Source organism: Pantoea sp. E956-1 (assembly GCF_982223955.1).
Genome location: NZ_CEUYZP010000003.1, coordinates 342,872 through 360,660 on the forward strand (window position 1 = coordinate 342,872; position 17,789 = coordinate 360,660).

The following is a 17,789-nucleotide window of genomic DNA, read 5'->3' on the forward strand; positions in this document are numbered from 1 at the left end:
AACCCCATAATGCCCTCTACAGTTTGGTTGGTTGAACATTTAATTGGCATAATGTAACCCCTCTTTACTGAAATATTATTGTTGCGGGGATTAAGGCGGCTCAGAACATGTTTGGGAATCATAGCCGTTACGGCCAGCGTACAGAATCCGCCGGTTAATCAGCCAACGGGTGCATGCAACACGGCAGCGTTGCAGACTTTACAGAAAACCATCAGAGCAGTACGCATTCATCTATTTCAGACAGGGTTATTTCAGAGGAAACGTTGTGAATAGTGCACTTCCATTAGACGCGCTTGGGCCACGCATTTGTATTATGGGTCCCTCGAACAGCGGAAAATCGACCTTAGCTGAGGCCATTGCTCGCAAAACAGATCTACCAGCAATTCATCTGGATCAACTTCACCATATTCCGGACAGTCAATGGGTGCCCAGAGCACCGGCAGAATTTCTCCGTTTGCATGCTGAGGCGGTGAGTCAGGAAAGATGGGTGATGGAGGGTAATTACACCAAATGCATTGAAGAACGATTCGCTCGCGCCACCGGCTTAATTCTGCTGGATGTAAAAGTGTCAGTGGCACTGCTGCGGTATATTCGCCGATGTTACTCATCCACGCCGCGTATTGGCGGTCTGAAGATGCACAGAGAGCCAATGACCCTTGAGATGCTGAAATATATTATCCGTACTGCTCCGCAGAATCGGAAGCGGCATAAAAAGCTTTACGACCAGGTCAGATTGCCAAAACTTCTGCTTCCTTCTCCCCGCGATCTCAAAGCCTGTTCTGACTACTGGGGTTTACAGCTAACGAATGATGATCGATGATCATGAAGCCGCCGAAATACCATTTTCGTCTGTTAATGGAGTCGATCAGCTCAGTACCCTTTTTTGAAAAGCAATGAAGCACCACGGCCATCAATCAAAAAGCATTAAACTTGTCAGAAGAGCGTCCAGCGAATCTACCGGCCCGGCATGATTCGTCTCTGAACGGGTTGTGTCCCAGGGCATGGCGTCATCAGTACAATAATCACCTGTGCACTGCATATCGGCTGGCTCACTGAGTAAACCAACCGGAAGCCAGATATAAGGCCTGCCACGCAACCGGTCAGGCACTGTGGAGCCACAGCTGGCGCAAAAATCGTTGCGATAACCGGTGGGTTTGCGCCATGACGCGATCTGGCTCTCACCGGAAATCCAGCTAAAGTCACTCTCTTTTACGATCGTTGCCAGGTTATAGCCGGTTCCGCTCTGTTTTCTGCACAGAGAACAGTGACAACGGTAATAGCGCGTGGGGGTTACTGATATTTCGAAAGCAACGGTTTCACACAGACATGCGCCTTTCATTTCATCATCCTGTTCACTCAGATTGCTGAATTGTCTGTCTACCTGCGCGACCATAATGGTGTTTAGGTAAGGGGCTGCAGAAGCGCTACCGGCACCCTGTCATTTTAATGCCGCTCCGGCTCATTGCATGATCTTTTGCAGATTTGAGCCAGAAGCGGATAACCCTTCGTACACCTTCATCAGTACTAACTGCGGCTGAATACCAGTTTCAGCCCTGCCAGCGCAAAGCAGCAGGCTAATAGCGCATCGAGTCCGCGACGAATGCGACGGTAAAATGCCCCCATCACGGCGGTCGAGAACAGCAGAGCATAACCGCCGAACACAACCACGCAAATCACCGCACAGCCGCAGATGATTATCGGCAGCGTGGCGGCGACCACATCCGGCTTCAGTGCAAACGACATAATGGCTACCCAGGTCAGAATCGCTTTGGGGTTGCCGATATGCATCAGGATACCCTGACGAAACAGTCTGCCATACACAACACGCTCATCGCTGGCTTTAAAATCGCTGGCCTCAGTGCGGCGTAAAGCAGATTTTCCGGCTTTAAACGCCAGCCATAACAGATAACACCCTCCGCCAATTTTTAACACGATCAGCAACTGTGCAAAGGTTGCCAGCACGGTCAGTACACCGCAGGCGGCCAGCAGCGCCCAGAGCATCGAACCACTCACGACACCCGCAGCCAGCGCCAGTGCGGCCCCCCTGCCCTTTTTCATTGCCGTTCCCATTATCGCCATATTACTTGGCCCGGGACTGGCTGTAGCGACAACGTAGGTGGTGAAGATCAGGATTAATTCGTGCGAAAGCGCCATGATGTCCTCTGCGATGGATTGTTATTAATCTGTTATATCGGCTGGCGGGCGAATTTGCTATCTCCTGGTTCGTTGCGGCTTCGTTTCAGGCTTTAAACGGTCTGCAGCAATCAAACGTTTTCCAGAGATAGCGGGCTGTTCGGCGAGGGTCGGCAGCAGCATCAATGGATTCCCTTTCAGGGACAACTCAGGGTCGTTTACGGTCATCCAGACGCAGCTGCAAAAATGTCAAATCCAGCCAGCGTCCAAACTTAGTTCCAACTTCCGTCATTCTGCCGGACTCAATAAATCCCAGTTTTTTATGCAGGGCAATGGATGCCGCGTTTTCCGATTCAATCGCCGCCACCATGACGTGTTTCCCGGCTTCGCGAGCAAGCTGGATAAGCCCCTGCATCAGGGCGGCACCCGCGCCTTTACCTCGTGCATCTTTATGAACATAAACCGAATGCTCAACCGTATGACGATATCCGTCCCAGGGACGCCAGTCACCATAAGAGGCATATCCCAGCACGGTGTCATCATTGTCTGTCGCCACAATCACAGGAAAACCGGCCTGCTGGCGGCTGTTTATCCACGCGATGCGGTTAGCCACATCAATACGATTTTCATTCCAGATGGCGGTGGTGTTAAGCACCGCATCGTTATAAATCTCTGCGATGATTTCAGCATCGCGTTCTACAGCCGCACGGATAATCATGGTGGACACCCCTTTGCTCATTCACTAAAGTAGATGAATTGTTCACTATGGTATTTATCCATTATGTTAGATCAAATGTCCAGCAAAGAAGACAATCTGAATATCCGCATCGGTCAGAAAGTAAAACAGGAAAGGGAAAAACGCGGCTGGTCACTTACCGAACTGGCTGATAACTCAGGCGTATCACGGGCGATGATCCATAAGATTGAGCGTGGGGAGAGCAGCCCGACGGCGGTTCTGTTAGCGCGCCTCTCAGGCTCGTTTGATATGACCATCTCACAACTGCTTGCTCAGACCGAAGTGCAAACCGGGAGGCTGGTCAGGCATGAAAATCAGCCAGTGTGGCAGGATCCGGAAACCGGCTATCTGCGTCGCCACGTTTCACCGGGCGAGATGCCGGTCGATCTGGTCAGCGTCGAATTGCCGGCAAATACCGCTGTGCCGATGCCGGCAATTTCCTATGTTTCAAGACGCCAGCTGATATGGGTAATTGAAGGGACACTGACTTTTGAAGCAGGTTCCAGCACCTATGAGATGGCTGCTGGCGACTGTCTGGAACTGGGTGATCCGGCTGATTGCGTGTTCAGAAATAAAACGACTAACGGCTGTCGATATGCCGTTATCGTACTCCGGCCTGCCTGAGCAGGCAGAGGGCATAACTCCCTGAGTCAATCGACCATTGGCAGAGGGATGTTGTCACTCAGTCCGGCTAGTGATCGCCTTTCAGGAATCAAATCGCCAGCCGGACTGAATCTGATCAGGGAAAGATTATTTCCCCAGAATCTCTCTGCGGACGATCTCAGCGCCCGCACTTAACGCATGCAGTTTGCCATTGGCAACCTGATGCGGCAGTGGAATCATGCCGCAGTTGGTTGAAGGATAGAGATTTTCAGCATCCACAAACTGCAGCGCTTTGCGCAGTGTGTTTGCCACGTCTTCAGGTGTCTCAATGGTATGAGTTGCCACGTCGATGGCACCGACCATCACTTTTTTACCGCGAATCAGCTCGATCAGATCCATCGGAACCCGCGAGTTCTGACACTCCAGTGAGACAATATCGATAGCTGAACGCTGTAATTTAGGGAAGACCTCTTCGTACTGACGCCACTCTGTACCCAGAGTCTTCTTCCAGTCGGTATTCGCTTTAATGCCGTAGCCGTAGCAGATATGAACCGCGGTTTCACACTTCAGACCTTCGATGGCGCGCTCTAATGCGGCGATGCCCCAGTCATTCACTTCGTCGAAAAAGACGTTAAACGCAGGCTCATCAAACTGAATAATATCCACGCCAGCGGCTTCTAATTCTTTGGCTTCCTGATTCAGAATCTTTGCGAATTCCCAGGCCAGCTTTTCGCGACTTTTATAGTGATTGTCATAAAGGGTATCGATCATTGTCATCGGACCCGGCAACGCCCACTTAATAGGGCGATCGGTCAGCTTACGCAGGATTTTGGCATCTTCAACAAACACGGGCTTCTGGCGTGAGACTTCACCCACCACGGTCGGGACGCTCGCATCATAGCGATTACGGATTCGAACCACTTCACGCTTTTCAAAATCCACACCGCTGAGGTGTTCAATGAACGTCGTCACGAAGTGCTGACGGGTCTGCTCGCCATCACTGACGATATCAATACCAGCCCGAACCTGATCGTCCAGACACAGACGTAACGCATCTCTTTTGCCGTCGACTAACTCTTCATTCTGCAGTTTCCAGGGTGACCAGAGCACCTCTGGCTGCGCAATCCAGGAGGGTTTAGGCAAGCTGCCAGCAGTAGATGTCGGTAATAAGGTTTTCATAGCAGGTGACCTTCTATATTTAATTAATCAAAGAACGGATTCAGCAGACCATTGCGCGAGAAGTGTCTGATTCGGTTTGATAAAATGCGTCTCAGTAAACTTACCCTGCTCGACGGCCAGGCGGCTGCGTTCTTCGCGATCGTAAACAATGCGGGTTAACGAATAATCCTGATGCTGCAGCGTGGGTTGATAGCACTGTCCCGCTGCAGAATTCGCGTTGTAAATTTCAGGGCGATAGATCTTCTGGAAGGTTTCCATGGTGCTGATGGTGCTGATCAACTCAAGATTGGTGTAATCGCTGAGCAGGTCACCGTGGAAATAGAAAGCCAGCGGCGCAACACTGCCCTGCGGCATGAAGAAACGCACTTTCAGACCCATTTTTCCGAAATAGAAGTCAGTCAGGGAAGGTTCATCCTGCTGATATTCAATGCCCAATACCGGATGCTGATTACCGGTGCGCACGTAGGTGTTCTTGCTTGATACACTCAGGCAGATAACCGGCGATTTACTGAAGTTCTCTTTATAGACCGCTGAGTTCACGAAACTTTTGAAAATATTGCCATGCAGCTGACCAAAATCATCCGGCAGGCTGAATTCAGTCTGACCTTTGTTATGTTCTGACAGAACAACGCTGAAATCATAATCACGCACATAGGAAGAGAAGTTATTGCCGACAATCCCCTCGCTGCGCTGACCGGTTTTATGATCCACGATATGCGTTTTTAAAATCTCAATCGCCGGGAATGATTCGTCGCTGCTTGCGGGACGAAGATTCAGCTCAGCAGAAATAATCTCAAGTTCAACAGAGTAGCGGTCGCCCTTTGGATTGTCCCAGTGCGCCAGAGAGTTGAAGCGATTGTCGATCATCACCAGGGCGTTGTGCAGGTTTTCCTGACGTTTTTCGCCGCGCGCTAAATTAGCGAAGTTAGTCGTCGCCCGCGTATTTTTCGAAGGATTATAGTTTTCGTCGAAACGAATGCGCTTAAGGGTAAAGGCTAAGTTATTCATCGCTATCGGGTATCCTGGTCGCTGATATGCGTTGTTGCATTTAAGGGTTATCCAGCGTGGCTAGCCCTTTACAACTCATCATATGACTCAAAGTTATTAACAATTCTTACTTTATGCCCTAACGCCCGGTTGAAAAAAAGTGATTAAATTTCAATGAACATGAAGGAAATTCATGTTGAGGCCGTAAAGCGGGGGATTTTTCATGAGGCAGCGAGCCTTTTAACACCTGAGGTAAAATCCGGGTGTCAAAAGCCTCGCATAAAGAGGGCTTAGCAACAGATGTCAGAGGTGGCGAGACCTTTCACCTCCACTTATAGTGCGGAGGCTTTCATGATCCCATAATCATGCACGCCAGCGTGCTGTTAGTCATTAGCGGTAACCAATCGGTATCCCTCGCAGAGCGTTAAAACACAACACGGATGGGGAAACTGATACATCCCGTTCACAGCAAAGCAAGACGACTAAATTTTATAAACGTTATCACACATCACTTTATGTGCGCCTGATTTTACAGAAAGTCTGCAGGCCGCCTCTTTCATCAGTTTTCCCATCTCACTGTCGCGCATCGACTGCGCCAAGCGTGAAGCCGGACCGGTTAATGCCAGCGCCGCGAGCAGTTTGTTACCTTCACCAAACACCGGTACGGAGAATGCCGCGATATGCGGATCGCGGATACCTGACGTGAACAGTGGGAGTTCAGGTACAGAGTCAAACAGGGGTTCATTCAGCCCCCAGTAACGAAGCACCTGTCCGATGGCAGAATTATCCAGCGGCAGATAAGTGCCGGGCAGACGTGTTTCACGCAGTCCTTCAGAGGGCTCCGCTCTGAAAAGACAGAGTCGTTGACCGTTTTCAATCACATACCATGTGGCGCTTTCGCCTGTCGCAGTCGCCAGTGCGTGAAGTTCAGGCTGAACGATACTGGCCAGATGAAAGGATTGTTCATAGAGCTTGCCCAGATAAAGCAGTCTTGGCCCAAGGGTATAAACGCCATTGTCGCGACGAATGACATAGTTCATGCGCTCAAGTGAGTTCATCAGCCGATAAACTGTCGTTTTATGGTACCCCGAAAGCTGCGCCAGCGCGGTCAGCGTCAATGATTCCTCACCAGGCCTGAAACAATCCAGCAGCGCCAGCGCTTTTTCTACGGCAATTACGCCTTCATTCCCCATCGGTACGTCCTCCTGTTTGCGACGGCAGGCAGTTTACCGCGCAATTTGTGATTCACATCGTATTTACATCACAAATGAATGCTTAACACTGGTGCGAACTCAATTAACATCGATATAGTAGTTTTATATTGTACAACTTAGCTGTGCCTGGTAAAACAAAGAGGATTAATCTATGCCCCATGCAGAGAATACCTTCATCAATCGCGACATTATCCGTATCGCACCAGAGCGCGTAAAACAGGCTGCTCAGTTTCAGGCGGCGATCCTTGCTGATGTTGCCGGAAGACGCGGAACGCTGCACGGTCGCGTAAAACCTGTGTCCCCCACAATGAAGGTCGCCGGACCGGCTATCACTGTCGAGGTGAGACCGGGCGACAACCTGGCGATCCACGCCGCGCTGGCGATTGCCCAGCCGGGCGATGTTATTGTGGTCGATGGCAAAGGCGATATCAGTTGTGCATTAATCGGTGAGATAATGTCCACCCAGGCAGAAGCCTCCGGCATCGCCGGAATTATTATTGATGGTGCGGTGCGTGACGCCGATGCACTGAGCGCGAACGGCTTCCCGGTTTTCTCTGCGGGCCTGAATCCCTGCGGCCCGACCAAGTCCATTGCGGGACGCGTCAACTACCCGGTTTCTGTGGCGGGCGCAGCCATTCAGCCTGGCGATCTCGTCATCGGGGATATTGATGGCGTGGTGGTTTTGCCGCGTGAAGACGTTCCTGCGTTGCTCGAACTGGCGCAGAAAAAACTGGATTTCGAAACCAGCCGTATCGCAGCCATTCGTGATGGCGACCTTCGCGCGCCGTGGTTAGAGAAAGCCCTGCAAACCGCTGGCATGCTGGTCGATGGGGAGACGCTCTGATGACCACCTCTTCTACCGTGATCCTGGTGACGGGCAATGACCTGGCACCACAGGCAGTAAGCCTGCTTAGTGACTTCAGCATCGTTTATGCCGGCAAACAGCCCAGTGAAGATAGCCTGTTTCAGCTCTGCCAGCAGCATAACCCTGTGGCGATTATCGTCCGATATGGAAAAATCAACGCCCGCATTATGGATGCCGCGCCTGACCTGCGGGTTATTTCCAAACACGGCAGCGGCATTGACGTTATCGACCAAAAGGCGGCGGCTGAACGTCATATCTGTATTCAGTCAGCGCCGGGGGCCAACGCAGCGGCCGTGGCCGAGCATACCTGGGCGTTGATTTTAGCCTGTGCCAAATCGGTGATACCGCTTGATCAGCGCATGCGCCAGGGGCATTGGGACAAATCGACCCATAAGTCGATGGAGCTGGAGGGCAGAACGCTGGGTCTGATAGGGCTTGGCGCTATAGGTGGTCGTGTTGCCCGTATTGGCCGTGCTTTTGGCATGAAGGTGCTCGCTTATGATCCTTTTGCCCGAACCTTTCCCGATGAGTGTGAATCCTCCTCACTTGACGACCTGCTGCAACAGGCAGATGTCATTTCGCTGCACTGCCCGTTAACCGAACAGACGCAACAGATGATTAACGCTGATAAACTGGCTCTGTTTAAAAAAGGCGCCATCCTGGTGAACACGGCACGCGGTGGTCTCATCGATGAAGAAGCGCTGTTAGCAGCGCTGGATAATGGCACTGTCGCCTGGGCCGCACTGGACAGTTTTGCCACAGAACCCCTGACTGCGCCGCATATCTGGCAGAGTGTCGGTAATGTGATTCTGTCGCCACACATTGGCGGCGTCAGCGATAATTCCTACGTGAAGATGGGTACCGTCGCGGCCAGTAACATATTAAACGTACTGGCAGAACCGCTGAAAAACGAAAGTCCGGTAGCCTGAACCGCCCTCTCCAGCCGATCAGACAGGTAACAGCGCTGTCTGGTCGGCTGGTTAATGGGTTTAATCTGCTGCATTAGAGCGTAATGCTTAGCTGTCAGGTTTTACGACACGAATCTTATTCTGTTCTATGCCGTCCTGGCTTACTTGCCTTCGCCCACATAAATGGGTTTATTACCCTTTAATCGTTAACGACTCTTCTTGGGTATTGAATGAGATGGCTCACTTCCGCGTCTCTTTTGGTGCTGACTGCTCTCTCATTTACGCCTCCACACTTCCTGATGCCCGCTAATACATACAGAAATAAGCATGTCTCTGTGGAGTTGAGCAGTTATGTTTGATGACGATCAAAAAGTTTAATTGATGTCTATATTTCACGAAGATATGTCCGCTATGAGTTTTGATCTCAATCTATTGGTGCAGCACACTGATTGAACCGTTCAACGAATATTCAGTTTTTCAATCGTTGATAGCTTGTCCTTATAGTTGAAATCTTTTAACGTTTATATCTCAGAAGGCACCAGTTAAAGGATACCGAGGGAAATGGAATGAATGCAACAATGCTGGCCCGCTCAATCGTATCAGGCGTTGCTTCTGTACCAATGGATTTCTATCCTGGTCTGGAGCGCCCCTTCAGGATTTGAATCTTTCTGATGGTGGACGAAGTACCCAATCACGTAATATGCATGATGACATCCGGATAGGCCGTGTTGTTTATCAAGCTTTCAAAGACAGGAACGAGATAGCTAAAATCGTAAAGATCATTATTGATGATTCGCTGCAATACCTTCCAGAACCCGTGCTCCGAAAGGTCTATGACACACTCATTGGTGGCGCAACTTCAATGACCAGTCGTACGGCAACACAGCTGTCACTTTCCTCTTACCTGGGTTCTAAAGTCGTAAGTGGCGTCATGCTGTCATTCATTTCCCGTGTGGCACTGCGCGGACTTACCGGCGGTCTGACCGGCGGTGTTATTGCTCAGGGGGTAATCTCACGAGCCTGTGAAGCATCACGGAGATTGCAGATGCAAAATCCTGAATTGTGGAGAAAGCTGCGGATCAACGATTACGACATGCTTTATTTTATGTTTGAAGAACCTCTTCAGAACTTTATCAAAATGGGCGAAATGCTGCGTAAAAATCCTTCAGCCTCCAGAGAGTTTATCCATGCTATCGAAAACTATTAGACTGCTCCGTAAGCTCATTGCAGAAGTATCAGGTGGTTTTGTCTTGATGGCTATGGTGGTTGGAATATTCCTGACAGCCACCCTGAATGAGGGTGCCATGCGCATTATCGGACCATTGCTCATACTCATAGTCGGACTGGTTGTTTATGGACTCACATATCTGATTGCAGACAAAACTGATCGACATTGATTAGCTTTAGCACCGCATGTAGAGAATCAGTCGTTTATTGTCAAAATCTGTCATGACGTGACCCGTTTTCTTGCTATCAGCGCTATGCAACAATTTTAACCAGGCTTGTTTGATGAGCGCAAATATCACGGTTATTGTCTTGATGTCACTGATTAAGGCCTGCATAACAAAGCAGGAATGATGTACCAGTAGGATGATGACACAGGATTTTTTCAAGCGCTGAATCATATCGCCTTCTCATTTGTCGGAGACAGAGATAAAGCCGGAAGAACCCGCCTGCAGACGCGCTGATAAGCGTCTGCAGGCGGGATTACTTTATTTACTGACTGACGAAGCTCTATTTTCAATGTCGATGGTTAACTCTTTTTTGCGGCCCATGACCAGCACAGCAATGCCCCCGATGCCACAGAGGATAGCCAGAGGCACCATGGCCAGCGTATGGCTGCCGGTCGCCTGATTGATAATGCCATAAACGTTGACCATCACCCCACCGCCTATCAGGTTCGCCATCGCACCGATAGCCGCCAGACCGGCTGCAGCGGTAGTCGATGACATCCACCCCGATGCCAGCGCCCAGAAAGGTCCTTTCATTGAGTAGGCCCCGATTAATACCAGCGACAGGATCACCACACTGCCGGTCAGACTATTGGTGATAAAGGCTGACAGCAGGCCACCTGCAATTAAGAACAGGGTTAACGCGGTGTGCCAGCGACGCTCGCCGCTGCGGTCAGAACTTCTGCCCCAGATAATCATCAGAATAGAGGCCAGGCCGTAGGGGATCGCATTGACTAAACCGGTGGTGAAGTTATCCAGTCCAAACGATTTAAGCAGTTGCGGAGACCAGACGCTCAGCGTTGAGCCCGCCGCAGACGCGCCTGCATAAATCAGCGCCATCACCCAGATATGTTTGTGGCGCAGCAACTGCCATAAAGAGATATGACCTATCGCCTTCTTCTTCGCATTTTCAGCTTCAAGAGTGCTGTTCAGCCACGCTTTTTGTTCCTGATTTAACCAGCTGGCATTAGTGGGACGATTGCTCAGTAAAAAGAAGGCTGCAATTCCCAGAATGACCGCCGGAATACCCTCCAGGATAAATAACCAGTGCCAGCCACGCATACCGTACCAGCCATCCAAAGACAAAATCAGACCAGAAATGGGCGATCCAATAAAGTTCGCTGCAGGAATGGCCACCATAAAGGTAGCAATCACGCGTGCACGGTACTTTCCGGGGATCCAGTAAGTCAGATAAAGAATGACACCAGGGAAAAATCCGGCCTCAGCGGCACCCAGTAAAAAGCGCAATATATAGAGTGTATTGGCACTTTCAACAAAGGCGGTACAGACAGAGATGATACCCCACGACACCATGATGCGAGAGATCCAAATCTTTGCGCCAATTTTCTGCATGGCCAGATTGCTGGGTACTTCAAACAGGAAGTAACCGACAAAAAACAGACTGCTCGCAAAACCAAATACCGCCTTCGACAACCCTAAATCTTCGTTCATCTGCAACGAAGCCATCCCAATGTTGCCGCGATCGATAATGGCAATCAGATAACAAACAATCAGGAAGGGCAAAATGCGCCAGACCACCTTCTTAACGGTCTGCTGCTCAATATCGGCAGAGAAAGTCGTGATGTGCTGTTTTTCAGACATGATGATCCTCACAATTTTGTCATCGCTTGACGTGCAATCCGCAAAGCGCCTTTGTTTTACTCTGTAAAACAGTACTGTACTGAGTAAAACCATTATCACGATAAAAACTCTTTCCCGCCGGAAGATGTAATCAGGTTGTGTTATTTGTCACAAAAAAATATTCCTCTGCCCTGGTTTATGTGACGAGCGTGTCGTTAACGGGTGCAGTTCAGCGATCTTTTTAATGAAGTGACGACAGGAGAACGGGAAGGAGTGAGAGGGAACAGAGTAATTTGAGAGCCGCTGTCGGGTTGTGAGGCCTTAGCGCTTGTGTGACGTCATCAAAGCGAATGAAGTAAAAGCTGGCTGGGAGTGACGATGGCACTATCTGTATCATCGCCCTCTCCTGCTCTCAGAATCCGGGCTGTCCATCTTTAACGATGGGTGGTATCAACCAGCGTCTGAGAAGTTTGCAGCTGATGAAGCACTCGTCTGCCACTGTCGAACGGTTACATCATGAAATCCCCTGGCCGAAAACGGCGAGTTTCTCCTCACAGTATTCGATAACGTCATTATTCGCGGTGTTACGATGAAAAGAGAGGGATACGATGAAGTATCAAATTTCTGGTCTGAGAGCAGAACCGTTTGCTCATCTTTTTGGACAGAGCGATGAATATCTGAGAAAACACCATGCAGTACGACAAACGGTAGAGTGCTATCCGGGTTATCCCGACAGAATCTCGTTGTGCGATATCCCCGCTGGAGAAACTGCTCTCCTGATTAATCACATCTATCAGCCTGCAGACACGCCCTATTTTGGCACTCATGCCATCTATATATGGGAAGGATGCACCCGACAAGGCATTTACATTAATGAACTACCAGAAGTCCAGCTAAGCAGAACGCTGTCATTAAGGGCCTATGACGGAAAACACCTTTTAAGAGAGGCGGATATAGCTGAGGGGAAATTTGCTGAAGCTCTTATAGGCCATTTTTTTGCCGATCCGCAGATTAGTTATATCCAGATACATAATGCGAAACGGGGATGCTATTCCTGCTGCGCAGAGCGTTGCGAATGACGGAGCAATTCTGCTCCGGCACACTAAATTCAGGCGCATCTCTTTTAGTCACCTCTTCCTTATCTGTTCAGCAAGTGACGGCAATGACCAGCCTCTCTGCAGCAACGCAAGGGGACGTGGTCGCCGTGATTAAAAGCTGGGCCTCTGTACGGGTTGATCGCGCAACATGAACAAAAACGAGCGTATGGTCCGATTGTTACCAATTGCAGACATTTTATGCCCCAAACGTCATGCCAGCAGTCTGAAGACTTTGTTGTCAGCAATGCCAATGCTGGTCGAGCCGGAACTGCCGAAGAAGCTGCGACCGAATCACGTCGTGAAGCCCACGCCAGATTGACTCCATTTCTTTGTCACAGAGGCTATGGTAGCGAATGTTATAAAGTCTTAATCACCCTTCCAGTCGCGGTCAGCATCATAATGGATCCGGCTGAACGGAAAAGGAGTCGTTGCGCTTTTGCACTGGTGAGGAGCTGGCGTATCCTGAGCGCTGTGAAAATACAAACTGCACCAACACTCAGAGGGACAAATACCGTAAGCGGCACCAGCATTCCTTCCCAAATCTGCAACGATACATTATGCAGAGAGATAACAAGAGGCAGTATCGCCAGATAGTAAGCTATGGTTTCAGGATCCCCAGGCGTTATGGTTAGTCCTGAAAACCAGGCCGAAACCCGTTCTCGTTTTGTCGCTTTCTGTTCAATGTTTATAGCCTGAGGCTGGTGGCTCCAGAATTGCCATGCCAGAATGCATAAATAGAGTGAGGCAGCCCAGTTAATCAGCGTGAAGACGGATGTATAGGTATGCGCGATCACCTCCAGGCCAAATACCGCTACAGATTAATAAATCAAATCGCCGGGAATGAGGCCGGCCAGCATAATAAAGCCGGTGACCCCACCCCCACTTACGCTTCGAGCGACCAATGCTGTCATGCCTGGGCCCGGAATTGCGGCAGCTAAACCGAGTGCAGCCATATAAGAGCTGACGTGAGCCGTTCCAGAGAAAACTATCCTTTCCTGAATGTCATTCGAAGAGAGAGGTTTTTTCAATATTATTAACTAAAGATAACCTGCCCTGATTTAAAACGGGACAGAAATGTCAGTGGTACGCAGATTGCCAGAGATTAAAGAAATGCAGAGTCTGTTTGTGCATAAAGAAATCAAACCACTCGTTAATTATCCTATCAAGAAAATCACTGAATAGGCGATGCCTGCTGGTATAATTAATGTCTCATTCTCAATCCTGCCCCAGGTCGATTTATCGATCAGCGGGCACGGGTTGAAGTGTTGCCTGATGGACCTGGCCTATCCGCTTTGAGCAAATCTGCACATTGTTACGTGAAATGAAAAACACATTCTGAGCGATGTTTTGTCAACAGCATCATGAGGCTGACCTGAATAAATATCATCTCCGGAAAGACAAGATTTTTGCAAAACACACAGCCTCTTCGCGATTTACGTATGGCCCATAATTCTCTATGTGCTCGTAACCCTTTTTCTGATAAAAATTCACAGCATTATGGTTAACAGATCGTGTTTCAAGCCAGATTTAGTCGTACCCCATATTCAAAGCAGATTTTTCGAGGAAAGTAAGTAACGCCTTACCGATAGCCGGGGAACTACGATCGGAAAACATCCTTTTCAGTTCGGCTATATTCTCTGTTAACGGTCTGATTGCTCCGCACCCTACCGCGACACCCTTATTGTTTCTGGCGAGCACCCAGAGCGATCGCTCCTCATCCATCGAGTCCATCGTGAAATTACTTTTGCCATTGTCACCCGTAATCGCTGCGAGTTCTGCTGACAGTTTTGTTATTAAAAGCTGAGATTCAGCCGAGCGAGGATCGGCTTTTTCCAGAGTTATCATGCCCATACCCTTTGTTGATTATTACCGACAGGATATAAAGTGTTGATGCTAAAAGCCACCTCCTGTAAATGCGATATTGAGTCGCTGTCGGTATGAGTTACAGGTCGTTATGTCGGCAGTACGTTACGATTACGCCCTTTGACATGTTGGCCTTTAAGTGGAATAGAAAATCTGCAGAAATTATTCCAGTTTTCCGGTCAGCGGAGGACAGAGTTGCCGCATACTGAGAAGCCTGTGATCTGTCAAAAAAGAGGAATGTCACCCGCAGAGTGATAGCTCTTCATTTTCCGCTGGATACGTTATTTTATGCCAGTGACATAATGGCTACTGCCGTATTGATGAGCGTTGTAGTAGAGGGTACTGGTCTGGAGCTGAGAAAAATTTAGCCATCCAGACGGCGCCATACTTCTGAGCCTTTCTGCCATTTTTTAGATTACCCGATGTGTTTTTTATCCGCCAACATTATGGGCAGCGTGCTGCGCTGGCGGAACCACGCTGCAAAAAAACCGATAATAATGCAAAGCTCGGCAATATCGCCGCCATAATACATCCACTGCGCGGCTGCCTGAATTTCCTCATGGCTGGCTGACGTTCCATGTGGGTAACCGTAGCCGTACATCAGTTTACCGAGAATAGCGTGAGCGGCCGTGGCCAGGAAAATCACTATAAGCCGTACGGACCTCGCCGGTCGGTGTGGCGCGGGATCGGGCCCGGCAACAGACCAGGTAAACAGGTAGCCGGAAACAACAAAGTGCAGATGAAGGAACGCAAACAGATAGGGGTTGTTCATGCTCAGCGCGTAAAAGGGGGTGAGATAAAGAAGATACATCCCGCCAATATCAAGAACAGCAGCAGTGCCCGGATGGATTAAAAATCGCATCGGGCGGGTGCGGAGAATATTCATGATGCCGCGCGCTATTTGTGCGGAAACGCTGCGCAACAAAAGTGAGCCGGGCGCACCAAATACCAGCCCGAGCGGCCCAAACATACCCAGAAACAGATGCTGCAGCATGTGACCACGTAAATCGTGATGGGCCCAGTCAACCAGAGGCGACAGCATGGATGCCACTATTAAAGTAGTGCCAGCTGTAAAGCTGGCTATGCGCCAGAGGCTCCACCGTGCCGTACGGCGCATCCGGATGGCGGCGAGCAGGTAAAAAAAGAGCGTTACGACAGGAAGAATGACAAGAAGAATAAATAGCGCGGCTGAATGGTGCATCACGGGCTCCACAGATTAACCTTCCGTTTCACAGCGCGCAGCCCTGGCGCGGCGATGTATCAGGAAGCCTGCCAACAATAACAGCAGACCAGACGCGTTCCAGATAAGATCATAGAGAAGGATGTTGTCAACGTAGCGGATCTGATGCAGTCTGAGCAGCTTGTGATCAACAATCCCGTCAAACAGCTGAAAAGCACCCAGACCGTAAAAGAAGCCTGCCCATGCCGCCGTCAGGTTAAGCTTTCTGCAGTGACGTAAGTCGGCAACCATAAAAAAGCCGAGTACAAAAAAAATCAGCTCTCCTGAGTGCAGCAATCCATCCGAAAGCAGGCTGAACGCTGGCGTCCCCCAGTCAAAAAAATGATGCCAGGCCAGAATTTGATGAAATACCACTTCATCAATCGCCGCCATCATACCGATGCCAAGCGGAAGCGTGGCTGTTAATGAACGTTTCAGGTCGGGCTGATGGGAGGGAATTGACGCTGGCACGGCGCTCTCCTGAGAAAAGATAAAATTTTTACTTAAGAAGCCTGGCTGAAATCATCGGGTCCCGATCGGTATCCGTAACCCTCGGCGCACCGGCTCAGACACAGAACGATGTTAAGGCGTTTAGCCGGTTTCCCGACAAACCGCATATTTATGGTCGGCCCCGATTAGTTAATATACCGCAATGTCTGTTTTCAGCACGAAGCACTCGCACAATGTCTGGCGGCAAAGCGCCCAGGACGGACATTCCTCTGATTGTAAAATGACAGAAACCGTCCGGATGTGATAAGGCCATTCAGATGGTCGTTAAGCATTGAGCATTGCCCTCAGCCTGCCGTGATCAGACAGTATTTTGATAACAAAACGACGTAATTGTAGAACGAAATGGCACATCATTCTGTGCCGGTCAGATTAAATCAATCCCAAACCCGCGCAGCAGCAGAGCCCAGCCGGCAAACAATAACACGGTCAACCCGCAGCACAGCATAAGCGTTGGCCAGAATCCGGTGTACTGATAAAGCCAGGGAAAAATCACAAACATCGGCAGCGTCGGCACAACGTACCAAAAGGTGTACCATGCATGGCTGGCAATTTTTTCCTGCGCCTGTCCCTCAATTTTCATCCAGATTAATACCAGTATGGTCACTACCGGAAGCGCTGCCAGTAGCCCTCCCAGGCGGTCACTGCGTTTCGCCAATTCAGAAATGAGCACCACCATGCCTGCAGTAAGGGCGTATTTCGATAGTATCCAGAGCATGTTTCTGTCCTGTAAGGTGGCGGTAGAGCAAGCCGTTACTTCATATAGGATCGAATAACCGCCACGATCTCTTCCATGTCATTTTCACGTTGTTCTGAAGTGGCGGATTCATTCAGCAAATGAGCACGGATATGCCCTTCCAGAAGCTCGCTCATCAATCCGTTTACCGCACCCCGTACGGCCGCTACCTGTTGCAAGATCTTCAGGCATTCCGTTCCTGACTCAAGCGACCTTTCCAGCGACTCCGTCTGTCCCTTTATGCGTCTTATACGCGCCAGCAGTTTTTGCTGGTCTTTCAGAATGTGCGACATTCACTGGTTCCTTTCTTATTTAATATACTGGGGTATAGTATATGCTATTCACGTGTTTTCATATTTAAACTCAGGGGCCTTATCACCGGGCCAGACTCTTAACAAAAGGAGGCAGGATGGCCGTTAAGTCACCTTGTACTGATATCTGTATTTTTGAAGGATCGAAGGGATGGTGTGTTGGTTGTGGCCGGACACTTAAGGAGACGCGCGAGTGGCAAAAGTTGTCACCTTACCACCGCAAAGAAATCGAGCGGGCCCTGCCAGCGCGGCTGAAAAGCATTAACAGCACGGAAAAATAGTGCGTTAGCCTCGCGTATTATTTTGCCCCGGAAGCGTCAGCAATAAAGCGTGCCGCTTAGGGCGGCATCAAAACTGGCTGATATGATCCCTGCCCGGTGCCCTGCAGGCGGCAGCCAG

Annotated in this window: 18 protein-coding genes and 4 pseudogenes; 8 read left to right on the forward strand and 14 right to left on the reverse strand. The window is 49.8% G+C overall.

The genetic code is table 11. From position 1 onward, the window contains the following. Nucleotides 1-265: 265 nt before the first annotated feature. Nucleotides 266-820 (forward strand): P-loop NTPase family protein, encoded by a 555-nt coding sequence (locus AC0T7J_RS12165; RefSeq protein WP_473794461.1) that lies wholly within the window; start codon nt 266-268, stop codon nt 818-820. 90 nt (nt 821-910) lie between these two features. On the opposite strand, the gene AC0T7J_RS12170 is transcribed toward AC0T7J_RS12165, so the two are convergent. From AC0T7J_RS12170 to AC0T7J_RS12180, 3 genes are all read right to left on the reverse strand, one after another. Then, complete coding sequence (locus tag AC0T7J_RS12170) at nt 911-1,339, reverse strand: GFA family protein (protein WP_473794463.1); 429 nt, start codon at nt 1,337-1,339, stop codon at nt 911-913. Between the two features lie 185 nt (nt 1,340-1,524). Then, nucleotides 1,525-2,154: a LysE family translocator gene (locus tag AC0T7J_RS12175; protein ID WP_473794465.1), complete on the reverse strand. Its 630-nt coding sequence runs from the start codon at nt 2,152-2,154 to the stop codon at nt 1,525-1,527. Nucleotides 2,155-2,341: 187 nt separating this feature from the next. Next, the gene (locus tag AC0T7J_RS12180; RefSeq protein WP_473794467.1) at nt 2,342-2,851 is read right to left on the reverse strand and encodes a GNAT family N-acetyltransferase; all 510 of its coding nucleotides are present in this window, start codon (nt 2,849-2,851) and stop codon (nt 2,342-2,344) included. Nucleotides 2,852-2,914: 63 nt separating this feature from the next. Between AC0T7J_RS12180 and AC0T7J_RS12185 the strand changes: the two genes are divergently transcribed. Next, a complete protein-coding gene (locus tag AC0T7J_RS12185; RefSeq protein ID WP_473794469.1) occupies nt 2,915-3,493 on the forward strand; it encodes a helix-turn-helix domain-containing protein in 579 nt (192 codons plus the stop codon). A 126-nt stretch (nt 3,494-3,619) separates the two neighbouring features. Here AC0T7J_RS12185 and AC0T7J_RS12190 read toward each other — a convergent pair whose 3' ends face one another. From AC0T7J_RS12190 to AC0T7J_RS12200, 3 genes are all read right to left on the reverse strand, one after another. Further along, nucleotides 3,620-4,651, reverse strand: coding sequence for a methionine synthase (locus tag AC0T7J_RS12190; RefSeq protein WP_473794471.1), 1,032 nt, complete (start codon nt 4,649-4,651; stop codon nt 3,620-3,622). Nucleotides 4,652-4,678: 27 nt separating this feature from the next. Continuing rightward, nucleotides 4,679-5,659 (reverse strand): DUF1852 domain-containing protein, encoded by a 981-nt coding sequence (locus tag AC0T7J_RS12195; protein ID WP_109651211.1) that lies wholly within the window; start codon nt 5,657-5,659, stop codon nt 4,679-4,681. Between the two features lie 461 nt (nt 5,660-6,120). Continuing rightward, complete coding sequence (locus AC0T7J_RS12200) at nt 6,121-6,831, reverse strand: IclR family transcriptional regulator (RefSeq protein WP_473794473.1); 711 nt, start codon at nt 6,829-6,831, stop codon at nt 6,121-6,123. 172 nt (nt 6,832-7,003) lie between these two features. On the opposite strand from AC0T7J_RS12200, the gene AC0T7J_RS12205 reads away from it, so the two are divergent. The 3 genes from AC0T7J_RS12205 to AC0T7J_RS12215 all read left to right on the forward strand — a co-directional run bounded on the left by AC0T7J_RS12205 (nt 7,004) and on the right by AC0T7J_RS12215 (nt 9,832). Then, the gene (locus tag AC0T7J_RS12205; RefSeq protein ID WP_137229641.1) at nt 7,004-7,696 is read left to right on the forward strand and encodes an RraA family protein; all 693 of its coding nucleotides are present in this window, start codon (nt 7,004-7,006) and stop codon (nt 7,694-7,696) included. After that, on the forward strand, nt 7,696-8,646 hold the full coding sequence (locus AC0T7J_RS12210) for an NAD(P)-dependent oxidoreductase (protein WP_473794475.1): 951 nt from the start codon (nt 7,696-7,698) through the stop codon (nt 8,644-8,646). Before AC0T7J_RS12205 ends, AC0T7J_RS12210 begins: the two co-directional genes overlap by 1 nt. Nucleotides 8,647-9,283: 637 nt before the next feature. Next, nucleotides 9,284-9,832: a hypothetical protein gene (locus AC0T7J_RS12215; RefSeq protein WP_473794477.1), complete on the forward strand. Its 549-nt coding sequence runs from the start codon at nt 9,284-9,286 to the stop codon at nt 9,830-9,832. A 292-nt stretch (nt 9,833-10,124) separates the two neighbouring features. Here the strand turns inward: AC0T7J_RS12215 and AC0T7J_RS12220 are convergent. Beyond that, nucleotides 10,125-10,259 (reverse strand): annotated as a pseudogene (locus AC0T7J_RS12220) (IS30 family transposase); the annotation flags it as partial. Between the two features lie 78 nt (nt 10,260-10,337). Continuing rightward, nucleotides 10,338-11,678 (reverse strand): MFS transporter, encoded by a 1,341-nt coding sequence (locus AC0T7J_RS12225; protein WP_473794479.1) that lies wholly within the window; start codon nt 11,676-11,678, stop codon nt 10,338-10,340. Between the two features lie 587 nt (nt 11,679-12,265). Between AC0T7J_RS12225 and AC0T7J_RS12230 the strand changes: the two genes are divergently transcribed. Next, nucleotides 12,266-12,736 carry a DUF1203 domain-containing protein gene (locus tag AC0T7J_RS12230; protein ID WP_473794481.1) on the forward strand — a complete coding sequence of 157 codons (471 nt, stop codon included), beginning with the start codon at nt 12,266-12,268 and terminating at the stop codon, nt 12,734-12,736. Between the two features lie 374 nt (nt 12,737-13,110). Here AC0T7J_RS12230 and AC0T7J_RS12235 read toward each other — a convergent pair. Then, a pseudogene (locus tag AC0T7J_RS12235) lies at nt 13,111-13,707 on the reverse strand (LysE family translocator). Nucleotides 13,708-13,828: 121 nt separating this feature from the next. Here AC0T7J_RS12235 and AC0T7J_RS12240 point away from each other — a divergent pair. Further along, nucleotides 13,829-13,936 (forward strand): annotated as a pseudogene (locus AC0T7J_RS12240) (Lrp/AsnC family transcriptional regulator); the annotation flags it as partial. A 201-nt stretch (nt 13,937-14,137) separates the two neighbouring features. Here the strand turns inward: AC0T7J_RS12240 and AC0T7J_RS12245 are convergent. The 5 genes and pseudogenes from AC0T7J_RS12245 to AC0T7J_RS12265 form a co-directional block, all read right to left on the reverse strand. Beyond that, nucleotides 14,138-14,599 (reverse strand): annotated as a pseudogene (locus AC0T7J_RS12245) (GNAT family N-acetyltransferase). A gap of 433 nt (nt 14,600-15,032) precedes the next feature. Beyond that, a complete protein-coding gene (locus AC0T7J_RS12250; RefSeq protein WP_473794483.1) occupies nt 15,033-15,818 on the reverse strand; it encodes a cytochrome c oxidase assembly protein in 786 nt (261 codons plus the stop codon). Between the two features lie 15 nt (nt 15,819-15,833). Further along, complete coding sequence (locus AC0T7J_RS12255; protein ID WP_473794485.1) at nt 15,834-16,307, reverse strand: DUF2243 domain-containing protein; 474 nt, start codon at nt 16,305-16,307, stop codon at nt 15,834-15,836. Between the two features lie 403 nt (nt 16,308-16,710). Further along, entirely contained in the window at nt 16,711-17,061 is a 351-nt protein-coding gene (locus AC0T7J_RS12260; protein ID WP_473794487.1) for a DUF3147 family protein, read from the reverse strand. A 35-nt stretch (nt 17,062-17,096) separates the two neighbouring features. After that, nucleotides 17,097-17,372, reverse strand: coding sequence for a metal/formaldehyde-sensitive transcriptional repressor (locus AC0T7J_RS12265; protein WP_473794489.1), 276 nt, complete (start codon nt 17,370-17,372; stop codon nt 17,097-17,099). Between the two features lie 116 nt (nt 17,373-17,488). Here AC0T7J_RS12265 and AC0T7J_RS12270 point away from each other — a divergent pair, with 116 nt between their 5' ends. Further along, nucleotides 17,489-17,671: a DUF1289 domain-containing protein gene (locus AC0T7J_RS12270; protein WP_473794491.1), complete on the forward strand. Its 183-nt coding sequence runs from the start codon at nt 17,489-17,491 to the stop codon at nt 17,669-17,671. Nucleotides 17,672-17,789: the final 118 nt, after the last annotated feature.